This window comes from Streptomyces sp. NEAU-YJ-81, from assembly GCF_017592595.1.
Taxonomy (GTDB): Bacteria; Actinomycetota; Actinomycetes; order Streptomycetales; family Streptomycetaceae; genus Streptomyces; species Streptomyces hygroscopicus_B.
In genome coordinates this window covers 343,803-364,193 of sequence record NZ_JAGFNO010000004.1, presented here as the reverse complement: position 1 = coordinate 364,193, position 20,391 = coordinate 343,803, and the positions used below count along the sequence as shown (strand labels likewise).

At 72.7% G+C, this 20,391-nt stretch carries 18 protein-coding genes; 7 read left to right on the top strand and 11 right to left on the bottom strand.

Annotation, left to right across the window (positions count from 1 at the left end):
- Positions 1 to 103: 103 nt before the first annotated feature.
- Positions 104 to 697 carry a hypothetical protein gene (locus J5X86_RS12820; RefSeq protein WP_208516864.1) on the bottom strand — a complete coding sequence of 198 codons (594 nt, stop codon included), beginning with the start codon at positions 695 to 697 and terminating at the stop codon, positions 104 to 106.
- Positions 698 to 816: 119 nt separating this feature from the next.
- On the opposite strand from J5X86_RS12820, the gene J5X86_RS12815 reads away from it, so the two are divergent.
- Positions 817 to 2,826: an amino acid transporter gene (locus J5X86_RS12815; protein WP_243980161.1), complete on the top strand. Its 2,010-nt coding sequence runs from the start codon at positions 817 to 819 to the stop codon at positions 2,824 to 2,826.
- A gap of 33 nt (positions 2,827 to 2,859) precedes the next feature.
- On the opposite strand, the gene J5X86_RS12810 is transcribed toward J5X86_RS12815, so the two are convergent.
- On the bottom strand, positions 2,860 to 4,197 hold the full coding sequence (locus tag J5X86_RS12810; RefSeq protein ID WP_208516862.1) for a radical SAM protein: 1,338 nt from the start codon (positions 4,195 to 4,197) through the stop codon (positions 2,860 to 2,862).
- A gap of 191 nt (positions 4,198 to 4,388) precedes the next feature.
- Between J5X86_RS12810 and J5X86_RS12805 the strand changes: the two genes are divergently transcribed.
- The 4 genes from J5X86_RS12805 to J5X86_RS12790 are packed head-to-tail and all read left to right on the top strand — an operon-like array spanning position 4,389 to position 9,194.
- On the top strand, positions 4,389 to 5,465 hold the full coding sequence (locus J5X86_RS12805; protein WP_208516861.1) for an NAD(+)/NADH kinase: 1,077 nt from the start codon (positions 4,389 to 4,391) through the stop codon (positions 5,463 to 5,465).
- A gap of 8 nt (positions 5,466 to 5,473) precedes the next feature.
- Positions 5,474 to 6,100 (top strand): 2Fe-2S iron-sulfur cluster-binding protein, encoded by a 627-nt coding sequence (locus J5X86_RS12800; protein WP_208517017.1) that lies wholly within the window; start codon positions 5,474 to 5,476, stop codon positions 6,098 to 6,100.
- Positions 6,097 to 7,095: a xanthine dehydrogenase family protein subunit M gene (locus J5X86_RS12795; RefSeq protein WP_208516860.1), complete on the top strand. Its 999-nt coding sequence runs from the start codon at positions 6,097 to 6,099 to the stop codon at positions 7,093 to 7,095. The genes J5X86_RS12800 and J5X86_RS12795 overlap by 4 nt, the downstream gene beginning before the upstream one ends.
- Positions 7,092 to 9,194, top strand: a complete 2,103-nt coding sequence (locus tag J5X86_RS12790; protein ID WP_208516859.1) for a xanthine dehydrogenase family protein molybdopterin-binding subunit — start codon at positions 7,092 to 7,094, stop codon at positions 9,192 to 9,194. Before J5X86_RS12795 ends, J5X86_RS12790 begins: the two co-directional genes overlap by 4 nt.
- A gap of 356 nt (positions 9,195 to 9,550) precedes the next feature.
- Here the strand turns inward: J5X86_RS12790 and J5X86_RS12785 are convergent, their stop codons facing one another.
- From J5X86_RS12785 to J5X86_RS12745, 9 genes are all read right to left on the bottom strand, one after another.
- Entirely contained in the window at positions 9,551 to 10,768 is a 1,218-nt protein-coding gene (locus J5X86_RS12785; RefSeq protein WP_078638448.1) for a S1 family peptidase, read from the bottom strand.
- A gap of 110 nt (positions 10,769 to 10,878) precedes the next feature.
- Positions 10,879 to 12,009, bottom strand: coding sequence for an LLM class flavin-dependent oxidoreductase (locus J5X86_RS12780; RefSeq protein ID WP_208516858.1), 1,131 nt, complete (start codon positions 12,007 to 12,009; stop codon positions 10,879 to 10,881).
- 43 nt (positions 12,010 to 12,052) lie between these two features.
- The gene (locus tag J5X86_RS12775; protein ID WP_208516857.1) at positions 12,053 to 13,105 is read right to left on the bottom strand and encodes an ABC transporter ATP-binding protein; all 1,053 of its coding nucleotides are present in this window, start codon (positions 13,103 to 13,105) and stop codon (positions 12,053 to 12,055) included.
- Complete coding sequence (locus J5X86_RS12770) at positions 13,102 to 14,178, bottom strand: ABC transporter ATP-binding protein (protein WP_208516856.1); 1,077 nt, start codon at positions 14,176 to 14,178, stop codon at positions 13,102 to 13,104. Before J5X86_RS12770 ends, J5X86_RS12775 begins: the two co-directional genes overlap by 4 nt.
- Positions 14,156 to 15,079, bottom strand: coding sequence for an ABC transporter permease (locus tag J5X86_RS12765; RefSeq protein WP_208516855.1), 924 nt, complete (start codon positions 15,077 to 15,079; stop codon positions 14,156 to 14,158). Before J5X86_RS12765 ends, J5X86_RS12770 begins: the two co-directional genes overlap by 23 nt.
- The gene (locus J5X86_RS12760; protein WP_208516854.1) at positions 15,076 to 16,095 is read right to left on the bottom strand and encodes an ABC transporter permease; all 1,020 of its coding nucleotides are present in this window, start codon (positions 16,093 to 16,095) and stop codon (positions 15,076 to 15,078) included. The genes J5X86_RS12765 and J5X86_RS12760 overlap by 4 nt, the downstream gene beginning before the upstream one ends.
- Entirely contained in the window at positions 16,092 to 17,669 is a 1,578-nt protein-coding gene (locus J5X86_RS12755; protein ID WP_208516853.1) for an ABC transporter substrate-binding protein, read from the bottom strand. The genes J5X86_RS12760 and J5X86_RS12755 overlap by 4 nt, the downstream gene beginning before the upstream one ends.
- A gap of 349 nt (positions 17,670 to 18,018) precedes the next feature.
- Positions 18,019 to 18,975 carry a DsbA family protein gene (locus J5X86_RS12750; RefSeq protein ID WP_208516852.1) on the bottom strand — a complete coding sequence of 319 codons (957 nt, stop codon included), beginning with the start codon at positions 18,973 to 18,975 and terminating at the stop codon, positions 18,019 to 18,021.
- A complete protein-coding gene (locus J5X86_RS12745) occupies positions 18,972 to 19,382 on the bottom strand; it encodes an Rrf2 family transcriptional regulator (RefSeq protein WP_078638440.1) in 411 nt (136 codons plus the stop codon). The genes J5X86_RS12750 and J5X86_RS12745 overlap by 4 nt, the downstream gene beginning before the upstream one ends.
- Before the next feature lie 96 nt (positions 19,383 to 19,478).
- Here J5X86_RS12745 and J5X86_RS12740 point away from each other — a divergent pair, with 96 nt between their 5' ends.
- Positions 19,479 to 19,994, top strand: a complete 516-nt coding sequence (locus J5X86_RS12740) for a cupin domain-containing protein (protein WP_208516851.1) — start codon at positions 19,479 to 19,481, stop codon at positions 19,992 to 19,994.
- A 131-nt stretch (positions 19,995 to 20,125) separates the two neighbouring features.
- On the top strand, positions 20,126 to 20,371 hold the full coding sequence (locus J5X86_RS12735) for a hypothetical protein (RefSeq protein ID WP_137963902.1): 246 nt from the start codon (positions 20,126 to 20,128) through the stop codon (positions 20,369 to 20,371).
- Positions 20,372 to 20,391: the final 20 nt, after the last annotated feature.

Genomic DNA, 20,391 nt, shown 5'->3' with positions numbered 1-20,391 from the left:
CCGATGCCGGGAGCTCAATCGTGACATGCACATCGCGACACGCCCCGCCGACGGAGCGCGCCCCGCGTGAGCCATCCGGACCACGGGGCGCGCTCGGATCGGGTCAGCCGGCCGGAGCGTTGGGGGAGGCGGGCACCTTCGGCAGCTCGCTGAAGATGTCCAGCCCCATGGCGGCGGCGATCAGCAGACCGATCACGCCGAGCGCCACCGCTCCCCAGGCCACCGCGGTCACCCAGGGTGCCCCGGTCGTGACGGGCCGCCGCTGCCGCAGCAGCACCACACCGGCGATCACCACGGCGGCCAGCGCGAAGAGCCCGTTGACGAGGGCCGTGGTGTGCCACGGAGTGCCGTACACCGTGGCGATCTGATCGGCGGCCGCCCCGGACTGGGCCTTGATCTGGCCGGTCAGCTGCTTGCGCTCCTGCAGCATGGTGCCGAGCCAGGTGCCGGAGAGCGAGGCGAGCCCGAGGCCGGCGGCGACGACCGAGGCGGCGCCGGGGACGACGCTCGGCGTGGTGGCCGGGGAAGGGGTTCCGATGTCGTCGGAATCTTCCTCGAGGTCCGGTGCTTCGTGCGGGTCCGAAGTTTCCTGCGGGTCCGGAACAGCGTTCGGGGCACCCTCCGCCGTGGCTTCTTCCTCGCCTTCTGCGGGCTGCACAGCGGTGTCGGTCGGTTGGTCGGTCTTGGTGGTGTCCATGTGCCGCAACCGTACGGACCGAAGATGAAAACCCACTGAGAAAGCGATGTCCTTCGGCCGGCGGCACCGGCCGGGTGGTGGCCGGCCGGCCCGCATACGCTGACCGAAGGGTCTCACCGATGGCGGGGGACCTCTTCGCTGTACGACGGGAGTACCCCGTGGTCTCGTCCACCTCTGGCGGCGGCGCCTCCGACGGCGGGGCACGGCACCGGTTGCGCGGATGGCTGCTGGCGGGCCTGACCGACATCGCCAAGCGCCAGCCCGGCCCGTACGCCGAGCCGGAAAGCGCACACCACGGCCGGCCGTGGTGGCGGGTCATGTGCCTGACCGGTCTGGACTACTTCTCCACCCTCGGCTACCAGCCCGGTATCGCCGCCCTGGCGGCCGGGCTGCTCTCCCCGGTGGCCACCGTCGTGCTGGTGGTGGTGACCCTGGTGGGCGCGCTGCCGGTGTACCGCAGGGTGGCCGAGGAGAGCCCGCACGGCCAGGGCTCGATCGCGATGCTGGAGCGGCTGCTGACCTTCTGGAAGGGCAAGCTGTTCGTCCTCACCCTGCTGGGCTTCGCGGCCACCGACTTCCTCATCACCATCACCCTCTCCGCCGCCGACGCCACCGCCCACCTGGTGGAGAATCCGCATCTCACCTCGACCCTGCACGGTCATGAGGTGGCCGTCACCCTGATCCTGGTGGGACTGCTCGGCGCGGTGTTCCTCAAGGGGTTCACCGAGGCCATCGGGATCGCCGTGGTGCTGGTCGCGGCCTATCTGCTGCTCAACGCCGTCGTGGTGGCGGTCGGGCTGTGGAATATCTGCACCGCGCCCCATGTGATCCCCGACTGGTCCCAGGCGCTGGTCGCCGAGCGCGGCAGTCCCCTGGTGATGATCGGCGTGGCGCTGGTGATCTTCCCGAAGCTGGCCCTCGGCCTGTCCGGGTTCGAGACGGGCGTGGCCGTCATGCCGCATATCGAGGGCAAGCCGGGCGACACCCCGGAGCGCCCCGCCGGACGCATCCAGGGCGCCAGGAAGCTGCTGACCACCGCCGCGGTGATCATGAGCATCTTCCTCATCACCTCCAGCTTCATCACGACCCTGCTGATCCCGCAGCGGGAGTTCGAACCGGGCGGCGAGGCCAATGGGCGCGCCCTGGCCTATCTCGCCCATGAGCACCTGGGCTCGGCGTTCGGCAGCGTCTATGACGCCTCCACCATCGCCATCCTCTGGTTCGCCGGCGCCTCGGCCATGGCCGGACTGCTCAACCTGATGCCCCGCTATCTGCCGCGCTACGGCATGGCACCCCACTGGGCGCGCGCGGTCCGCCCGATGGTGCTGGTGTTCATCGCCGTCGCGTTCCTGGTGACCTGGCTCTTCAAGGCGGATGTGGACGCCCAGGGCGGCGCCTACGCCACCGGTGTGCTCGTGCTCATCACCTCTGCCGCCATCGCCGTGACCATCGCCGCCCGGCGCGCCCGGCAGCGCGGCTGGACCATCGGCTTCGGCGTCATCGCGGTGATCTTCCTGTACACCACCGCGGTCAACGTCATCGAACGGCCCGACGGCGTCAAGATCGGCGCCTGCTTCATCGCGGGCATCCTGGCCGTATCGCTGCTGTCCCGGGTCGCCAGGGCGTTCGAGCTACGTGTCACCAGCGTGACGTTCGACCCCCTGGCCGAGCGGTTCATGCGCGACACCGCCCATCGCAGGATCCGCTTCATCGCCAATAAGCCGGAACGCCGCGACCTGGCCGAATACCGGGAGAAGCAGCACCAGATCCGCGCGGACAACGACATCCCGCCCGAGGACGACATCATCTTCGTCGAGGTCACCGTCGCCGACCCGTCCGAGTTCGAAAGCGAGCTGCAGGTGTGCGGAGAGGTGGTGCACGGCCGCTACCGGGTGCTGACCCTGCAGAGCGCCACCATCCCCAACGCGCTGGCGGCGCTGTTGCTGTGGGTGCGGGACGCCACCGGGCAGCGCCCGCACATCTACTTCGAGTGGACGGAGGGTCATCCACTGGCCCACTTCCTGCGCTTCTTCCTCTTCGGCCAGGGAGAGGTCGCCCCCGTCACCCGTGAGGTCCTCCGCGAGGCCGAACCCGACCGGGGCCGCCGCCCCCACGTCCACGTCGGCTGACGAGGTTCCCCGAGCCGGGGGCGGCCGTAGGCGTCAGGGCGCCACCGGCTCCTGCTCCGGCTCCGCGGCCGGCAGGCTGTCCATGAACGAGCTCACCGAGAACACCGCCCGCCCCGGCCCCGGCGGGCCGTACCCGGGCGGCGAGGCCAGCCCGAAGTCCTCGAGCGTCGCCCGGTAGGTCTCCAGCAGCCGGATGTGGTATTCCAGCGGGGCGCCCTGCGGATTGGCCTTGCCCAGCGGTGTCGTCGGCTCGGGACACCACGTGGTGAACCGGGGCACGACACCGTGCGACATGAAGAACCGCAGCCCCTCGGCGGTGGAGTCGATCGCCTCGGCCACGGAGGAGAAGCCGAACGGCTCGGCCATCTCCACGCCCGCGACGAAGTTGGGAATCACATTTCGCGCGCCGAACACCTCGGTCGAGTCCAGGATCCGGCGGTGCCACTCGTCGCGGCCGATGTAGCGCTCCTTGCCCGGGCAGTACAGCTCGAACAGCCGCCGGTCCCACACCTCGAAGTTGGGGTGGTAGATCCGCACCCCGTAGTCGTGGAACCGCTGGACGTCGTCCTTGGGCAGCGCCTGCGCCACCACCTTGCCGATCCACCGGCCCGGGAAGCGCTCCTCGATGGCCTTCGCGTACTGGCCGTAGAAGTCGGCCTCGTCCCGGCCGCCGATATGCGAGGTGATCGCGCCGCCGGTGAGGGTGTACGCCTGGGAGGTGCGGGCGGTGTCATGGCGGTCGATGATCTCCAGCGCCTCCAGCACCTCCTCGACCGGCTTCACTCCCGTGTACGGGCGGCCCGCCGCCTTGTGCTGACGCCAGTTGTGGTTGATGTCGCAGTACTGGCACTCCTCCTTGGCGCCGAAGTACTGGCACACCCGGAAGACCGTCAGATAGACCAGATAGCCCCACTGGATGGTCGGCGCGACCTCCATCACCGACTTCCCGTTCGACAGGGTGTGGCGGTAGTAGTCCGGCATCGGGGGCAGCCCGACATCGGCGATGCGCGCACCGTCCAGATACAGGCCCAGCGCACCGTCCTCCCCGGCCCGGACCACATACGGCGACGCGGGGTTGACGCGGACGGACACCACGGTGCGGCGCAGGTCGTACGGCCCGCCGGTGAGCACGATCTCCTCGGGCGGCCGGTTGAGGGCCGCGGCGCCCAGCTCCGGAAGGGTGCGGTGGTCGAACGAGAAGATGAAATACGACTTCGGCTTGACGTCGCCGTCCCCGTTGCCGCTGAGCGCGGACTCGTCGAAGGCCATGCCGCCGCGCAGCAGGTCCTCCTTGATCACGGCTTCCCGGGGCACCTGGGGGAAGTTCGCCATCAGGCCCTCGACCAGCTCGGTTCGTCTCTGGCTCGCCATCTGCTGCACCATCCCTGGCTCCGTATGGATGCGGTGTGGTTCCCCCTGCAGGCCATCTGCCGGTCAACACCATAGATCAGCGTGGATGTTCAGCTCCAGGGTGCCTGGCCTCGCCACGTTCGGCCGGTCGCCATGACCGCCTGCCGGCCTGGCGGGCGCCTCGGGGCCGGCCGATCTACGGTGGAAGGGCCATGGCTGTCAACCGGCTCGGCATGGTCGTCCACCAGGCCCGCCCCACCGCTGTCGCGGCGGCGCACACCGCCCGCGCATGGGCCGCTGCCCACGGCATCTCCTGCTTCGAACTGGACGTCTGGCGTGGCGACCAGCCCCGGCGCAGCGCCAAGGAGGAGGCCGCGGCCGCGGGCCACCCCGACCTGATCGTCACCTTCGGCGGCGACGGCACCTTTCTGCGCGGCGCCCGGCTCGCCGCCGTGAACGGGGCCGCGGCGCTGGGAGTGAACGTGGGGCGGGTCGGCTTCCTCACCGAGATCACCGTCGATCAGGTGGAGGACGCGCTGGACGCCGTCCACGACGGCCGTGCCACGATCGAAGAGCGGATGCTGCTCACCCTGCGGGCGTCCCGGCCGCTGGAGATGCCCGAGGGCATGGAGGCGCTGCTGCGGTACGGGCGGGGCCCCGTGCCGCCGCCCCCCAGGGTCCGCCCCGGCCGCGGGCCCGAGGAGGTCGGCTGGGGCATTCCGCTGGATGTCATCGCCGTCAACGACGTGGTCTTCGAAAAGCTCGCCCGCGACCGCCAGGCCGGGCTGGGGGTGTATGTGTCCGGGCAGTTGCTCGCCTCGTACTCGGCCGACGCGATCATCGTGGCCACCCCGACCGGCTCCACCGCCTACAGCTTCGCCGCCGGCGGCCCGGTGGTCTCCCCGCATATGGACGCGGTGGTCTTCACCCCGGTCGCCCCGCACATCGCCTTCGACCGCACCGTGGTGGCCGCGGTGGACGAGGCCATCGCCGTGCGGGTCCTGCCGACCTCGGGGCAGGTGGCGGTCAGCCTCGACGGGCAGTTGCGCGGGGTGCTGGATCCGGGCGACTGGGTGGCCGCCTACCGGGCACCGAACCGGCTGCGGCTGGTGCGGCTCGCGCCGACGCGCTTCTACCACCGGCTGCGGGACCGCTTCCGGCTGGCCGACTCGCCCGCCGCCGACGCGGCCCCGCCGTTCTACCACCCCCGCTCCCCGGTCCCCCCGGACCTGGCGCATCTGCGGCTGGCCCTGGAGCCCCTGCCTCCGGAGGCGGAACACGGGGAGTGACGCCGAAGATGCGGGGCGCCCACCCCGATGCCAGGCTGAGTGATGTGACAGCTCACGCGTTTCACAGCGATCTCACGCTGCGTATCAACGGTGCTGACCGCCCCCTCACCCTCGACCACCGGGTGACCCTGCTGGACGCCCTGCGCGAACACCTGGCACTGACCGGGGTCAAAAAGGGGTGCGACCACGGGCAGTGCGGGGCCTGCACCGTCCTGATCGACGGGGAGCGGGTCAACAGCTGCCTGGTGTTCGCCGTGGCCGCCCAGGGCCGCGACATCACCACCATCGAGGGCGTCGCGGGGCTCGCCGCCCCGGAGGAACTCCACCCGCTGCAGCGGGCGTTCCTGGAACACGACGGTTTCCAGTGCGGCTACTGCACACCGGGGCAGATCTGTTCGGCGATCGGCGCGCTCACCGAGGCCGCGCGCGGCTGGCCCAGCCATGTCACCGAGGACGTGGCGGCCGGGGTCGGCGCGCCGGGCGACCTGGACGCCGACGAGATCCGGGAGCGGATGAGCGGCAACCTGTGCCGCTGCGGGGCCTACCCCGGCATCGTGGCCGCCATCCGCGAGGTCGCCGGGGCCGACGGCGACGGGACCCCGGCGCGCGCCGGCGCGGCGGGAGGCACGCGATGAAGCCGTTCGCCTACGAGCGCGCCACCGACCCCCAGGCCGCCGCCACGCTCGTGGCCGACTCCACCGAGACGGTGTATCTGGCCGGGGGCACCAACCTGGTGGACCTGATGAAGCTGGGGGTGACCGAGCCCGCCATGCTCGTCGACATCACCCAGCTCCCGTACGACACCATCGAGCACCGCCCCGACGGCGGCGTGCTCATCGGCGCGCTGGTATCGGGCAGCCGGCTCGCCGGAGACCCCGGCGTCCGCGAGCGCTTCCCGGCACTGGCCGAATCGCTGCTGTCCGGGGCCTCCGGGCAACTGCGGACGGTGGCCACCACCGGGGGCAATCTGTTGCAGCGCACCCGCTGTGTGTACTTCCAGGACGTCACCAAACCCTGCAACAAGCGGCAGCCGGAAACCGGCTGTTCGGCCATCCAGGGCCTCCACCGCGACCTGGCCGTGCTCGGCACCTCCGACTTCTGCGTGGCGAGCCACCCCTCGGACATGGCGGTGGCGATGGCCGCGCTCGACGCGGTCATCCATCTGCGGCGGGTGAACGGCAGCCCCCGTGCGGTGCCGCTGAACGACTTCTATCTGCTCCCCGGTGACACACCGGACCGCGAGACGGTGCTGCAACCGGGTGATCTGATCACCGGTGTCGAGCTGCCACCGCCCCCCGAGGGCGCCGTCATGTCCTACCGCAAGGTCCGCGACCGCTGGTCCTACGCGTTCGCGGTGGTGTCGGTGGCCGCCGTGGCCGCCACGGACCCCGACGGCACACTGCGGGAGATCCGGCTGGGGCTCGGCGGTGTGGGCACCCGCCCCTGGCGGGCCCGCGGGACCGAGCGGCTGCTCCTCGGCCGGCGGCCGACCGAGGAGACCCTGCGGGAGGCGGCACGGGCCGAGTTCGCCTCGGCGCGCCCGCTGCCACAGAACGCGTTCAAGATCGACCTCGCCGTGGATGTCATCACCTCGGCCGTGCGCGACCTCGTGGGAGGGCAGCGTCGATGACCACGCTCCAGCGGACCGTGGGCGCGGAGGTGACCCGTGTCGAAGGACGCGAGAAGGTCACCGGCACGGCGCTCTACGCCTATGAGTACCCGGTGCCGGACGCCCTGTACGCGTGGGCGGTGCAGTCCACCATCCCGCGCGGCAGGGTGCGCGCCGTCGACGCCGGAGCGGCCCGGACCCTGCCCGGGGTGATCGCCGTGCTCGACAGTCGCAACGCGCCCCGGCTGCACCCGACCGACGATCCCGAACTCGCGGTTCTGCAATCCGCCGACGTCGCCTACCGGGGGCAGATCGTGGCGGCCGTGGTGGCGGACACCTTCGAGACGGCCCGTCAGGCCGCGGCGGCGGTGCGGATCGAGTACGACGTGGACGACCACGACTCCGAGCTGACGGACGGCGATCCGCGCATCGTCGTCCCCGACACGGTCAACGGCGGCTATCCGGGGCACACCGAGACCGGCGATGTGGAGGCCGCCCTCGCCGCGGCGCCGGTCGTCCTCGACGCCACGTACACCACGCCCCCGGAGCACACCTGCGCGATGGAACCGCACGCCACCATCGCGGTCTGGGACGGGGACTCGCTCACTCTCTACAACGGCGATCAGGGCCCCTGGATGACGGCCACCAAACTGGCCGGGCTGTTCGGCCTGCCCGAGGGCGCGGTACGGGTCGTCGCCGACCACACGGGTGGTGGTTTCGGCTCCAAGGCGGTGCCCCGCCCGCCCGCGGTGCTCGCCGCGCTGGCCGCCCGCGCGGTGGGCAGGCCGGTCAAGGTGGCGGCCACCCGGCAGCAGATGTTCACCATGGTCTCGTACCGCACACCCACCCTGCAGCGCGTCCGGCTCGGCGCCGAACGGGACGGCCGGCTCACCGCCGTCTGGCATGACGCGCTGCAGCAGAGCTCCACCCTCGCCCCGTACTGCGAGCAGACGGCCACCCCCGCCCGCACGATGTACGCCGCGCCCCACCGCCGCACCACCCATCGCCTGGCGCGGCTGGACGTGCCCACGCCGTCGTGGATGCGGGCCCCCGGCGAGGCACCCGGGATGTTCGGGCTGGAGAGCGCGATGGACGAACTGGCCGTGCGGCTGGGCATGGACCCCATCGAGCTGAGGGTGGTCAACGAGCCGTCCGTGGACCCCGAGACCGGCCATCCGTTCAGCAGCCGCAACCTGGTGGCATGTCTGCGGGAGGGCGCGGCGCGCTTCGGCTGGGCGGGCCGCGACCCGGCCCCGGGGCGCCGCCGGGAGGGGCGCTGGCTGGTCGGCACCGGAGTGGCGGCGTCCCTCTTCCCCGCCATCACCTGGCCCGCCACCGCGACCGCCCGTGTCGAGCCCGACGGCGCGTTCACGGTACGGATCGCCGCGGCCGACATCGGCACCGGGGCCCGTACCGCGCTGACCCAGGTGGCGGCGGACGAACTCGGTGTGGAGATCGGCCGGGTTACCCTCGACATCGGCCGCAGCGCCTACGGCCAGGCGCCGTTCGCGGGTGGCTCGATGGGCACGAGCTCCTGGGGATGGGCGGTGTCCAAGGCGTGCCGGGCGCTGGCCAAGCGGCTGGAGGAGTCCGCCGGCGCGATCCCGCCCGGCGGCCTGGAGGAACGGGCGGACACCGCCGAGGACGTCGCGGCGCGCCGGGAGTTCTCGCGCCACGCCTACGGCACCGAATTCGCGGAGGTGCGGGTGGACGCCGTCACCGGTCAGGTGCGGGTCGACCGGCTGCTGGGGATGTTCGCCGCCGGACGCATCATCAACCCCCGGACGGCCGGTGCGCAGCTGCGCGGCGCCATGTGCATGGGGCTTTCGATGGCGCTGCACGAAGGGCTCGAAGTGGATCCGCGGTTCGGCGACTTCGCCAACCACGACCTGGCCTCATACCACATCGCCGCCCACGCCGATGTGCGGGACATCCAGGCGCACTGGATCGATGAGCACGATGGCGAGCTCAACCCGATGGGCAGCAAGGGCGTCGGGGAGCTGGGCATCGTCGGCACGGCGGCGGCGATCGCCAACGCGGTGTACCACGCCACGGGGGTGCGGGTCCGCGATCTGCCGATCACGCTGGAACGGGTGCGCGCGGGGCTGCCCGCCCACTGAGCGGCCGCGCGGCCGTCGTGGCTCCCGGGGCTGTCCGGGCGGGCGGGGCTTCCGGGGCCGCCCGGCGGCCAGTGGCTCGGGGGCTGCCCGGCCTGTCGCCGCTCCGGGGCCCGGGCCTGTCGCCGCTCCTGGGGCTGTCCGGGCGGGCGGGGCTTCCGGGGCCGCCCGGCCAGTGGTTCCGGGCGCTGCCCGGCCTGTCGCCGCTCCGGGGCCCGGGCCTGTCGCCGCTCCTGGGGCTGTCCGGCTTGTCGCCGCTCCGGGCCCCGGCCTGTCGCCGCTCCCGGGGCCGCCCGGCCCCATCGCGGCTCCCGGCGTGTCCCGCGGTGACGGCGCGGGACACCCCGGGTCGCGTGGGGTCAGCCGTTCTCGGCAGCCCCACCGGCGCCGTCCGCGCCCGCGCCGTCCCCGGCGGCCCCGCCGTCATCGGCGCCGCCGTCCGCCGCGCCGCCGCCTCCGGCCGCGCCGCCGTCCCCGATCTGCGCACCGACCGCCTCCAGCGCGGTCGTCACCGGCTGGAAGAAGGTCTCACCGCCGGAGGTGCAGTCACCGCTGCCGCCGGAGGTCAGGCCGATGGCGTTGCCGTCCGCGCTGAACAGCGGGCCGCCGCTGTCGCCGGGCTCCGCGCAGACATCGGTCTGGATGAGCCCGCTGACCGTGCCCTCGGGGTAGTTGACCGTCGCGTCCAGACCGGTGACCGAGCCGTCGTTGAGCCCGGTGGTGCTGCCCATGCGCTGTACCTGCTGGCCCACCGCGGCCTCGGCGGCCCCGACGATGTCCACGTTCTGGTCGCCGGTGTTCACCGTGGACGGGGCCTCGGTGTTGGCGTCGTCATAGGTGACCAGCGCGAAGTCACCGTCACCGGGGAAGGTGGCGTCCTGCACGGTGCCGATCGGCGCGCCGTTCTGGGAGTCCGACCACTGCTCGGCGGCGACGCCGCAGTGGCCGGCGGTGAGGAACGCCGGGGCGCCGCTGTCCGTGGTGACGTTGAAGCCCAGCGAGCAGCGCGCGCCGCCGCCGAAGATGGCGTCGCCGCCCGCGACGAAGGGCTTGAACTCGCCCGTGGACTTCTTGAGGGTGGCCATGCCATCGCCCAGCGACTTCACGGTGGACTCGAGGGTGTCCCACTTCGCCCCGGTGACGGTGGAGTCAGCCGTGACCCGCAGCTCATTGGTCTTGGGGTCCACCGACCAGGCGGTGCCCGGGATGGTGGCCTTGGTCTTGAGCGTCTTCGCGGCGGTCTGCAGCGCCTTGGTGCTGTTGTCAACGCTTCTGGCCACCGCGCCGGCGCTCTTGACCTCGACGTTCACATTGTTGTTGTCGCCGACGACATTGACGATGACCTGCTGCTTGTCCTTGTCGTAGTAGGCCCCGCCGAACGCCTCGCCCAGTTGTGACGCGAGCTGCGCCGCGATGTCCGCCGCCGAGGCGGCGTCCACCTTCTTGGGCTGGGCGGCCTCGGTCTTGTCGTCCTGTGAGGCGTTGGCGTTGGGCAGCAGTATCGCGGCCGCCGCGACGGCGGCGGCCCCGGCCCCCGCGAACACGATCTTTCGCTTGGGTACGCGTTTATGGCTCAACTCATGACCTCCTGTTGGGGGGTTACGGGATCCGCTCATCCGCGACGAGCACGACCCGGCAGTGGATACGGGCGGCGCACGAGTTGTGTTCAGAGAGATTGAGGAGATCTTTACGCGGCGCCCCCACCGGCCCGGTGGGCCAGCTCCTGGCGGACCAGCGGCAGCAGCTCACGGCCGTAGCCGACGGCGTCGTCCAGCGGGTCGTAACCGCGGATCAGCAGGGTCGTGACGCCGATGTCCACGTAGTCCAGCAGCGCCTTCGCGACCGTCTCCGGGGTGCCGACCAGCGCCGTGGAGTTCCCGGCGGCCCCGGTGGCCGCCGCGGTCGCCGTCCACAGCGCCCGGTCGTGGAGCTCACCCCGGGCGGCGGCGGCCAGCAGCCGCTGGGAACCGACGTTCTGCGGGTCGGTGCCCCCGGTCGTGGGTGAGCCGAGCGCCTCGCGGCCCCACCGGGAGGAGGTGAAGGAGCCCGCCGGGCCATGGGCCCTGATGGTGTCGAGGATCCGGTGCGCCCGCTCCCACGCCTGTTCCTCGGTCGCGCCGAGGATGGGCCGGAAGGACACGCTGATACCGGGCGGCTCGGTCCGGCCCGCGGCCTTGGCGGCCCGGTGCACGGAGGCGATCTGCTCCGCCGTCTCGGCCAGCGGCTCGCCCCACAGCGCGAAGGTGTCCGCGTGCCTGCCGCCCACGGCGTACGCCGCCTCGGAGGAGCCCCCGAAGTACAGCGGGATGCACGGCCGTTGATGGGGGCGGACCTCGGCGTGGAAGTCCTCGAAGCGGTAGAAGCGGCCGTCGTGTCCGAACGGCTCCTCATCCGTCCACGCCCGCTTCAGGATCTCCAGATACTCATCGGTGCGGGCGTAACGGTCGTCCTTGCCCAGATAGTCGCCGTCCCGCCGCTGCTCGGCGTCGCGCCCGCCGCTGATGATGTGCACGGCCACCCGCCCGCCGGAGAACTGGTCGAGGGTGGCGAACGTACGGGCGGCCAGGGTGGGCGCCACGAAGCCGGGCCGATGGGCCACCAGCAGCCCGAGCCGCTCGGTGCGCGCGGCGACATACGCGGCCACCTGGGCGCCGTCCGGGGTGGCGGAGCCATAGCCGATCAGCACCCGGTCGAAGCCCGCGTCCTCATGGGCGCGGGCGAACCGCAGGGTGTACTCGGCGTCCACGACGGGGCCACGGGCCGGGTGGATCTCGGACACCTCATGGGTGCCGATCATTCCGATGAACTCGACGGACATCGTCAGCCTTTCTCCGAGGGGCGGGATGTGGCCGGGGGGATGGTCACCGCCCGGCTTCCTTGTCTGTTTCTCCGGCGGCCGCCACCAGCTCCGGCGGCCCCTTCGCGGTGACCGGGGGAGCCGCCCCGGCCACCAGCTCACGCCACTGGGGCACCCGGTGGCAGGCGGCGGTGCGCCCTTGGCCCACCGGGGCCGGCGCGGGCGCGGTGCGGCAGGAGCCGATGACGAACGGGCAGCGGTGGCCGAAGACACAGCCCTCCCGCGCCGTCCAGGCGGGCGGTTCCGCCGCCGGGCGCAGCGCCGCCGCGCCCGGCCCGCCCCCGGCGCGTACGCTCGGCGCGGAGGCGATCAGCAGCGCGGTGTACGGATGCAGCGGCCGACCGAACACCTCCCGTACGGGCCCCTGTTCCACCACCCGGCCGCGGTACAGCACCGCCACCCGGTCGGCGATGCCCGCCAGCGAGCTGAGGTCGTGCGAGATGACGACGACGGCCATCCCGCGCTCGGTGCGCAGCCGGTCCAGCAGCCGCAGCACCCGGTTGCGGTTGGAGGCGTCCAGGGCGCTCACCGGCTCATCGGCGATCAGCAGCCGGGGCCGGGTGACGATCGCCCGCGCGAGCAGCACCCGCTGGCGCTGACCGCCGGAGATCGCGCCCGGCAGCCGATCGCCGAGGCGCGCCGGGTCCAGGCCCACCGTCTCCAGCACCTCGTCCACCCGTGCGGCGATCTCCGTGCCGCCGAGATCCCCCGCGACCGCGAGCGGCTCGGCCACCGCCCGCCGGACCGTCAGCTCCGGGTCCAGGGCCCGCAGTGGATCCTGGAACGCGTAACTCAGCCGCCCCGAACGGCGGAACGCCCGCAGCGCGCGCCCTCGCAGCCCGGAGATCTCGCGCCCGTCGAAGACCACCCGGCCCGAGCGCGGCGGGACCAGGCCCACGGCCGTACGGGCCAGCGTGGTCTTGCCGGAGCCGGTCTCCCCGATGACCCCGACGATCTCCCCCTCGCCCACGGACAGCTCCACACCGTCCAGCACCGGCCGCGCGTCCCGCCGGCCGAAGGCCACGGTCAGGCCGGAGATCTCCAGCAGCCCGCTCATACCGCCACCTCCCGGGCGCCGCGCGCACCGGCCCGCGACCGTTCGATCTCCTCGCCGCGGACACACCGCACCCGCCGCCCGTCGGCCGTCTCGCGCAGCGGCACCGGACCGCTGAGGCACTCGGGCGCGGCGAACGCGCAGCGGTCGGCGAACCGGCAGCCCGGCAGCCGCGCGCCCACCTCGGGCGGCGCGCCGGGGATCACCTCCAGCTCGCGCCGTTCCCAGTCGCCGACCGTGGCCACGCGCAACAGCGCCTCGGTGTACGGATGCAGGGGGTCGTTCAGCACCCGCTCGGCCGGGCCGTCCTCGACCAGCTCCCCGGCGTACGCCACCAGGATGCGGTCGCACACCTCGGCGATCACCGCCAGATCGTGGCTGACCAGCAGCAACGCCAGATCCTGCTCGGCGCGCATCCGGGCCAGCAGCTCCAGGACCTCGGCCTGGACCACCACATCCAGCGCGGTGGTCGCCTCGTCGGCCACCAGCAGATCCGGGGCGCAGGCCACCGCGACGGCGATCAGCACACGCTGCAGCATCCCGCCGGACAGCTCGTGCGGATGGCGCCGGGCGACCTCGGCGGGGTCGTGCAACCCGACCGCGGTGAACAGCTCGACGGCCCGCTCACCGGCCCGCGCGCGGTCCAGCCCCAGCTTCACCCGCAGCACCTCGGTCAGCTGACGCCCCACGGTCAGCGCGGGGTTGAGATACGAGGCGGGGTCCTGGAAGACGGCGCCCACCCGAGTGCCGCGTACGCGGTCCCACTCCCGGCGCGACAGCCCGGTCAGCGCCTCACCGGACAGGGTGATCTCGCCCTCGGACACCGCGCAGCCCGGCGGCAGCAGTCCGAGCACCGACCGGCAGATGAGGGTCTTGCCGCTGCCGGATTCGCCGACCAGGCCGACGGCCTCACCGCGGCCCACGGTGAACGACACATCGCGTACGGCCGTCAGCCGTCCGGACGCGACGGTGACGCCGAGCCCCTCGACCGCCAGCGCGGCGGGCCGTTGGCTCAGGGCGCCGGGGCCGCCGGGGCCGCCGGGCGTGGCGGGGTCAGGCGGCGGGGAGTGCGGCATCGGCCTGCTCCTTGGAGGTGTCGGGGGTGTCGGCGGTGGCGCCCAGGGAGCCGGTGGCCGTCTCCGGTGCGCCGCCGGGCAGCAACTCGTCCGCCCCGGCGTCCCGTACGGCGTCGGCCAGCAGGTTGAGCGCACCGGCGGTGACGACGATCAGCGCGGCCGGGAACAGCGGTGCCCAGATCTGCTGGGTGAGGAAGCCCAGGTCGGTGGCGAGCATGCCGCCCCAGGTGGCTGCGGGGGGCTGCACACCGACCCCGAGGAAGGTCAGCGAGGAGACCACCAGCAGACAGGTGGCCAGCGCGTGGGCGGCGGTGACGATGACCGTCGGCAGGACCTTGCTCCAGATGTGGGTGCGCAGCACCCGCCCGACCGAGGCGCCGAACAGCTCGGCCGACTCCACGTACTGGGCGTGCCGCAGGCTCAGCGCGGCGGCGCGGGTCATCCGGAAGAACAGCGGGGCGTAGAGCACCCCGAGCGCCAGCATGGCCTGGTGCATCCCGTTGCCCAGCGCGCCCACGACCGCGATGGCGAACACGGTGAACGGCAGCGTCATCAGCGCGTCGACCGCGCGCTGCGCGATCCACTCGCCCACGCGCCCCATCCACAGCGAGGCCAGTCCGGTCGGCACCCCCACTGCCATCGCGGCAGCGACCGCCTCCACGGCGCCCGCCACCGAGCGGCCACTGCCCTCCAGCAGCCGGCTGAGCACATCGCGGCCCAGATAGTCGGTGCCCAGAAGATGGCCGGGGCCGGGGCCGCGCAGCATGTTCCGGGGGTGCTGGGCCAGCGGGTCATGCGGCGCGAGCCGGCCGCCGAACGCCGCCAGCAGCGCGATGGCCAGCAGCACCAGCAACGCCACCTTGGCGGACGGATGTCCCCATGCCCGTCGCAACGTCCTCATCGGGGCGTCACCTCCCGGCGCCGGGCGGCGGGATTCAGCGCGAGCAGCGCCGCGTTGACGGCCACGTTGACGACCAGGACCACCGCGATGGTCACCAGCAGCGTCCCCTGGATCACCGGGATGTCGTGCTGCTCGGCCGACTGCAGGGTGAGCTGGGCGAGACCGGGCAGCGCGAAGATCTGCTGGGTGACCACCGCACCGCCGAGCAGCATCGGCACGCTCATCCCGAGCGCCGTCAGCGCCGGTCCCGCGGCGTTGCGCAGGGCATGGCCGAACACCACGCGCCGGGCGGGCAGTCCGCGCATCACCGCACCCGTCACATAGTTCTCCCGCAACGTCCCCACCAGCGAGGTGCGCAGTTGACGGGCGATGGCGGCAGCGGCCTCCAGGCTCAGTGCGAGCGCGGGCATCACGGTGTACCGCAGCCACTGCGCGGGGTCCATGTCCAGCGGCACATAGCCACCGGACGGCAGCCAACCCAGCTTCAGCGAGAACACCGTGACCAGCGCGATGGCCACGACGAAACCGGGCAGGGTGCCGAGCAGCGCGCACAGCGCGGTGACGGCGCGGTCCAGCCGTCCGCCGGCCCGGAGCGCGGCGGCGACACCGGCGGTTCCGCCCAGCACCACGGCCATCAGCAGCGCGAGCCCGGCGATGGACAGATCCACCGGCATCGCCTGCCGGATGCTGTCGGCCACCGGGACCGTGGTGAACCACGAGCGGCCCAGGTCCCCGGTGAAGGCATGCCCCAGCCACGACACGTACTGCTCCCACAGCGGCCGGTCGAGGCCGAACTGATGGTTCATCCGGGCGATGTCGGCGGGGGTCGCCGTCTCCCCGAGCACCGCCGCCGCCGGATTGGCCCCGGAGAGCGCGCCGAGACCGAAGGTGAGCGCGGAGGACAGCAGGAACACCGTGCCCGCCGTGGCGAGGACGCGGCCGAGCGAGCGCGGGAGACGGCCCGCCCGTACGGGCTTCCGCCGGGTGTCCGCGAGATGCGGAGCGAGCGCGGTCATCCGGCCGTCACCCCCTCGAACCGCTGCACCACCGGGAGCGAGGGGATGGCGGAGACGGAGGGTGTACGGGCGAGGGCGCGCGGCACCGTGTAGAGGAACACATTCGGCATCGTGCGCACCGCCACCGCGGTGGCCGCCCGCAGCACCTCCGGATAGCGCGGCGACTCCAGGGGGGTGCGGCGCACCGCGGCCACGGCCGCGTCCAGTTCGGGCGTCGTACGGCGGGAGGGGTTCATCAGCCCCTCCGCGCCGAAGAGCACCTGCATGGCCTGCACCGGCGACTCCCGCCCGGCGAACTGGTCGAGGTACAGGGCACGGGAGTGCTGGACGTACACCACCTGGGACGCCCGCGCCTCGGGGATGACCTCGATCCGGGCCCGGAACCCGGCCCGGTTGAGCTGCGCCTGCAACTGCTCGGGAGCGCCCTGCGGCTGGGCGGTGGTGATGGTCACCTCGACGCCGTCGTGGTGTCCGGCCTCCCGCAGCAGTGCGCGCGCCCGCTCCGGGTCGTGCCGGTACACCGCGCCGAGCGCCGGGTCGAAGCCCGTATAGCCGGGCGGGAAGGGCTGGTGGTCCACCTCGCCATGGCCGAACTGCTCGCTGTCCAGCAGGGCTTGGCGGTCCACGGCGTACTTCAGGGCCTTGAGGACGGCGGGGTCGTCGAAGGGCTTCATGGCGGTGTTCACATCCAGGACGCGCACCACCATCGACGGGATGAGCTGCACCGTGAAACCGGCCTCACGTGCCGCCTCGACCTGGCTGAACGGGATCTGGGCCACATTGAGCCGCCCGGACTGGAGCGCGGCGAGCGCCGTGGTCTCATCGGGCTTCGGATACGCCTCGAAGCGCTCGACGGCGATGTGTTCGGCGTTCCAGTAGGCGGGGTCGCGGCGCAGGCTCGCCATCGAGTTCTGGGTGTAGGACACCAGCCGGAACGGGCCGTGGCCGACCGGCCTGGTGGCCAGCCGCTCCTCGTCCTTCCCGAACGCGGTGGGGCTGACCACCATGCCGGTCTTCCCTGCCAGGAGTGCGGGCAACTGGTAGTCGGCCTCGGTGAGTTCGAGGACCACGGTGTGCGCGTCGGGGGCCCGTACCGTGTCGATGCTGGTCAGTTGGGAGGCGATCAGGGACTTGGGGTGGTTCTTGCCGCGCTCGACGCTCTTCTTGACGGCCTCGGCGTTCACCGGGGTGCCGTCGGCGAACCGCAGGCCACGGCGGAGGGTGAAGGTGAGGCGCCGGCCGTCGTGGGAGTAGCGCCAGGAGGAGGCGAGCGCGGGCTTGGCGCCTCCCTTGGCATCGAGTTGGGTCAGCCCGGAGTAGACGAGCGACAGCAGGTGGACATCCCAGCCCTTGGACGAGAACACCGGGTCCCAGCTGGAGGGCAGATCCCAGCCCCAGCGCAGGGTCTCGCCCCCGCCGCCCGCCCCGGTCGTCGCCACCCCGCCGCAGGCGGACAGCAGCAAGGAGCCCCCCGCCCCCAGGGCGAGCCCGAGCACGGAGCGCCGGTCCGGAGCGGGGCGCGGTGGTGGATCGGGCGGACGGCGGACGGGAAGTGGCGGGGCGGCGGAAGTCATGACGGGACGTCGCCTTTCGTGGTGTCAACTGCCCCCGGACGGCCGTGAGCACACGGCCGTACACGGCCGCACACGACAGCGAGGACACGCGGACGGGCAGCGGTCATGAAGGCCGGAGGCGGTGGGGCCCGGGGAGGAAAGCGAAGGGAACGAGCGGGGCGAGGCGCTCGGGACGTGGCAGATCGCGTCGGCGAAAGGGGGCGATCAGCGACAGATGGCGCTGGCGGTGCGCCGGAAGTCCACGTATCGGCACACCACACCGGGGTGCGTCGTCAGCATGTGCCCATGGTGCGGGGCGAGGGGCGGCGAAGTCAATGGACACCTTTAGGTGTCTCATGGGGTAAGACGGCTACGACCTGGGGCTTTTGAGTTCTGACGGGGCGGCGAGCGCCGGATGGGTGGCGGCCTCGTCAGGGTGCAGCCACAGCGGCCCGCCCGCCGTCTCCACCCGTACGGCCGTGGGCGGGGGAGTGGCCCGGCCCGTCAGCAGGGACAGGTCGGGCCCGGTCAGGCTGCGGTACTCCGCCAGGGCCTCCTCGGCGCCGATGAGGGCCGCCTGCCAGAGATGACCGGGAGCCACCGTGCGCAGCGCCGCCGTGTACTCGGCCATGCTCCGCCACCCTGGGGCGGCCATGCGCCCGCCGGGGCCGGAGAACACCAGCGTGGGCAGCGCGTAGCGCACCCCGTCGTCGGTTTCCTTGACGCCCGTGCCATGCGGCCCCGGGGCGTGGAAGGCATACGCCTCCGGGATCGGGTCGCGGGCCTCGGCGTGGTCCTGCCGGACGGCCGCCACCACCGACGGCTCGCCCATCTCCGCGCCCAGCCGCCCCACATCGACACCGTCGAGCCCCGTCAGGGCGCCGAGCACCCGCTCGGCCGTATCGGCCGGAGTGCCCAGTACGAACGTGGTCTCGCGCAGTCGCCGCAGCACCCGCTCCGCGGCGATCGCGCCCTGCCGCTCGGCCGCCTTCGCGGCGAGCGAGGCCGGCCGGCTGGTGGCCGCCACCCATCGCAGCCGATGAGCGTAGGGCGCCCGCGTATGGCGGGCGATATCGGCGATATAGCGGCTGTACCAGGCGGTCTCGGCCGCGGGGTCCGGCGCCGGATCGTCGCCGTCGTCGAAGAGGATGCCGAACACCCGGCGCCAGCGGGCCCGCCCCGCGGTGAGGGCCCGCAGGTGGCGGAACGCGGGCTCGGAACCCCACGCCCACGGGCAGGCCGGATCGGTGTACTCCACGATCTCGACGGCCCCGCCGCCGTCCGCCCCGGTGCTCCGGGACCGGTCCGGGCTCGTGGGCGGCGTCATGCCGCCAGCCGCTCGCGGACCAGATCGCTCAGGGCGGTGGCGGTCAGCACCTGGCGCACATGGTCCTCCATCCCGCGCCACACCCCGGGCAGTCCGGCCGCCGGGCCGTGGTAGCCGAGGTCGTCCAGCCGCTCACCGCGCAGCGTCAGGAACGCCCCGTCCACGGCGAGCACGATGTCCGCGAGGGTTATCTCGGCGGGGTCGCGGGCGAGCCAGTAGCCACCCTCGCAACCGCGCTGACTGCGCACCAGACCGGCCTGGCGCAGATCACGGAAGACCGCCTTGAGGAACCGGAAGGGGATGCCCTGGGAGGTGGCTATCGCCTCACAGGTGAGTGGCCTGCCCGCGTCCGCGGCCAGCTCCGCCAGCGCCCGGACCGCGTAGTCCGCCTTCGCCGAGATCTGCATACGGCCATTATGCAGCGTGGATTTCATGGTGTTGTGCCTGGTGGGGGAAAGGATACCTGTTGACATCCATTACCCGGGCTTTCTACGGTCGGTGTCATGACGACGCCCGGCGGCGACCCCGCGCAGCAGCATGACGCGTTCCATCCGCATCTGGAGGATCTGAAGGCCACCGCCCCCGACAGTCCGTTGCGGATGCGTCTGCACCACATCCGCACCGAGGACGTCGACCCCGGCACCGCCCAGACCGAGGGCATGCGGCGGTTCGCCGCGATCAGCGGTCAGTCGGTGGGCTCCGAGCGGCTCTGGATGGGCCAGACTCATGTGGCGCCGGACACCGCCTCCGCCAACCACCACCACGGCGAGTCCGAGACAGCCATCTTCGTGGTGCGGGGCCACCCCGAGTTCGTCTTCGCCGAGGAGCGGGACGGACATGTCGAGGAGGTCCGGCTGCGCACCCGCCCGGGCGACTACATCTTCGTTCCGCCGTTTGTGCCGCACCGGGAGGAGAACCCGGACCCCGACGACGAGGCGGTGGTGGTCATCGCCCGCAGCACCCAGGAGGCCATCGTGGTCAACCTGCCGGAACTGTATGTGCTGGAGCCGGGGGAGTAGCCGCCCGCGCGGACACGTGGCGTAAAGGTGGCCGCATCCCATCGGCGCTGACCATGCATTCCGCCGACGCTCGCGGGTAATCGCCCCTGCTGTGCCCCCTCCATCGACGAATCGACGAAAGGAGCGGCATCGTGAGCGACGACCGGCGACCGGAGGAACGAGAGGAACGCGAGGACCGGGGCGGGATCCCCAGGGACCTCCCCGACCAGCAGGCGCAGGATGGCCCCGACCACCTGGACGTGGCGGGCGCCGGCCAGGAGCCGGATCTCGGGGACGACGTCCCCGAGACGGACGAGTCCGGCACGGGACGGCAGGGGAAGCCGCAGACCGGAAGCGTGCACCCCGAGCGGCCCGTCCCGGACGAGCCCTCGGGGTGAACGCCCCCGGCGAGATACGG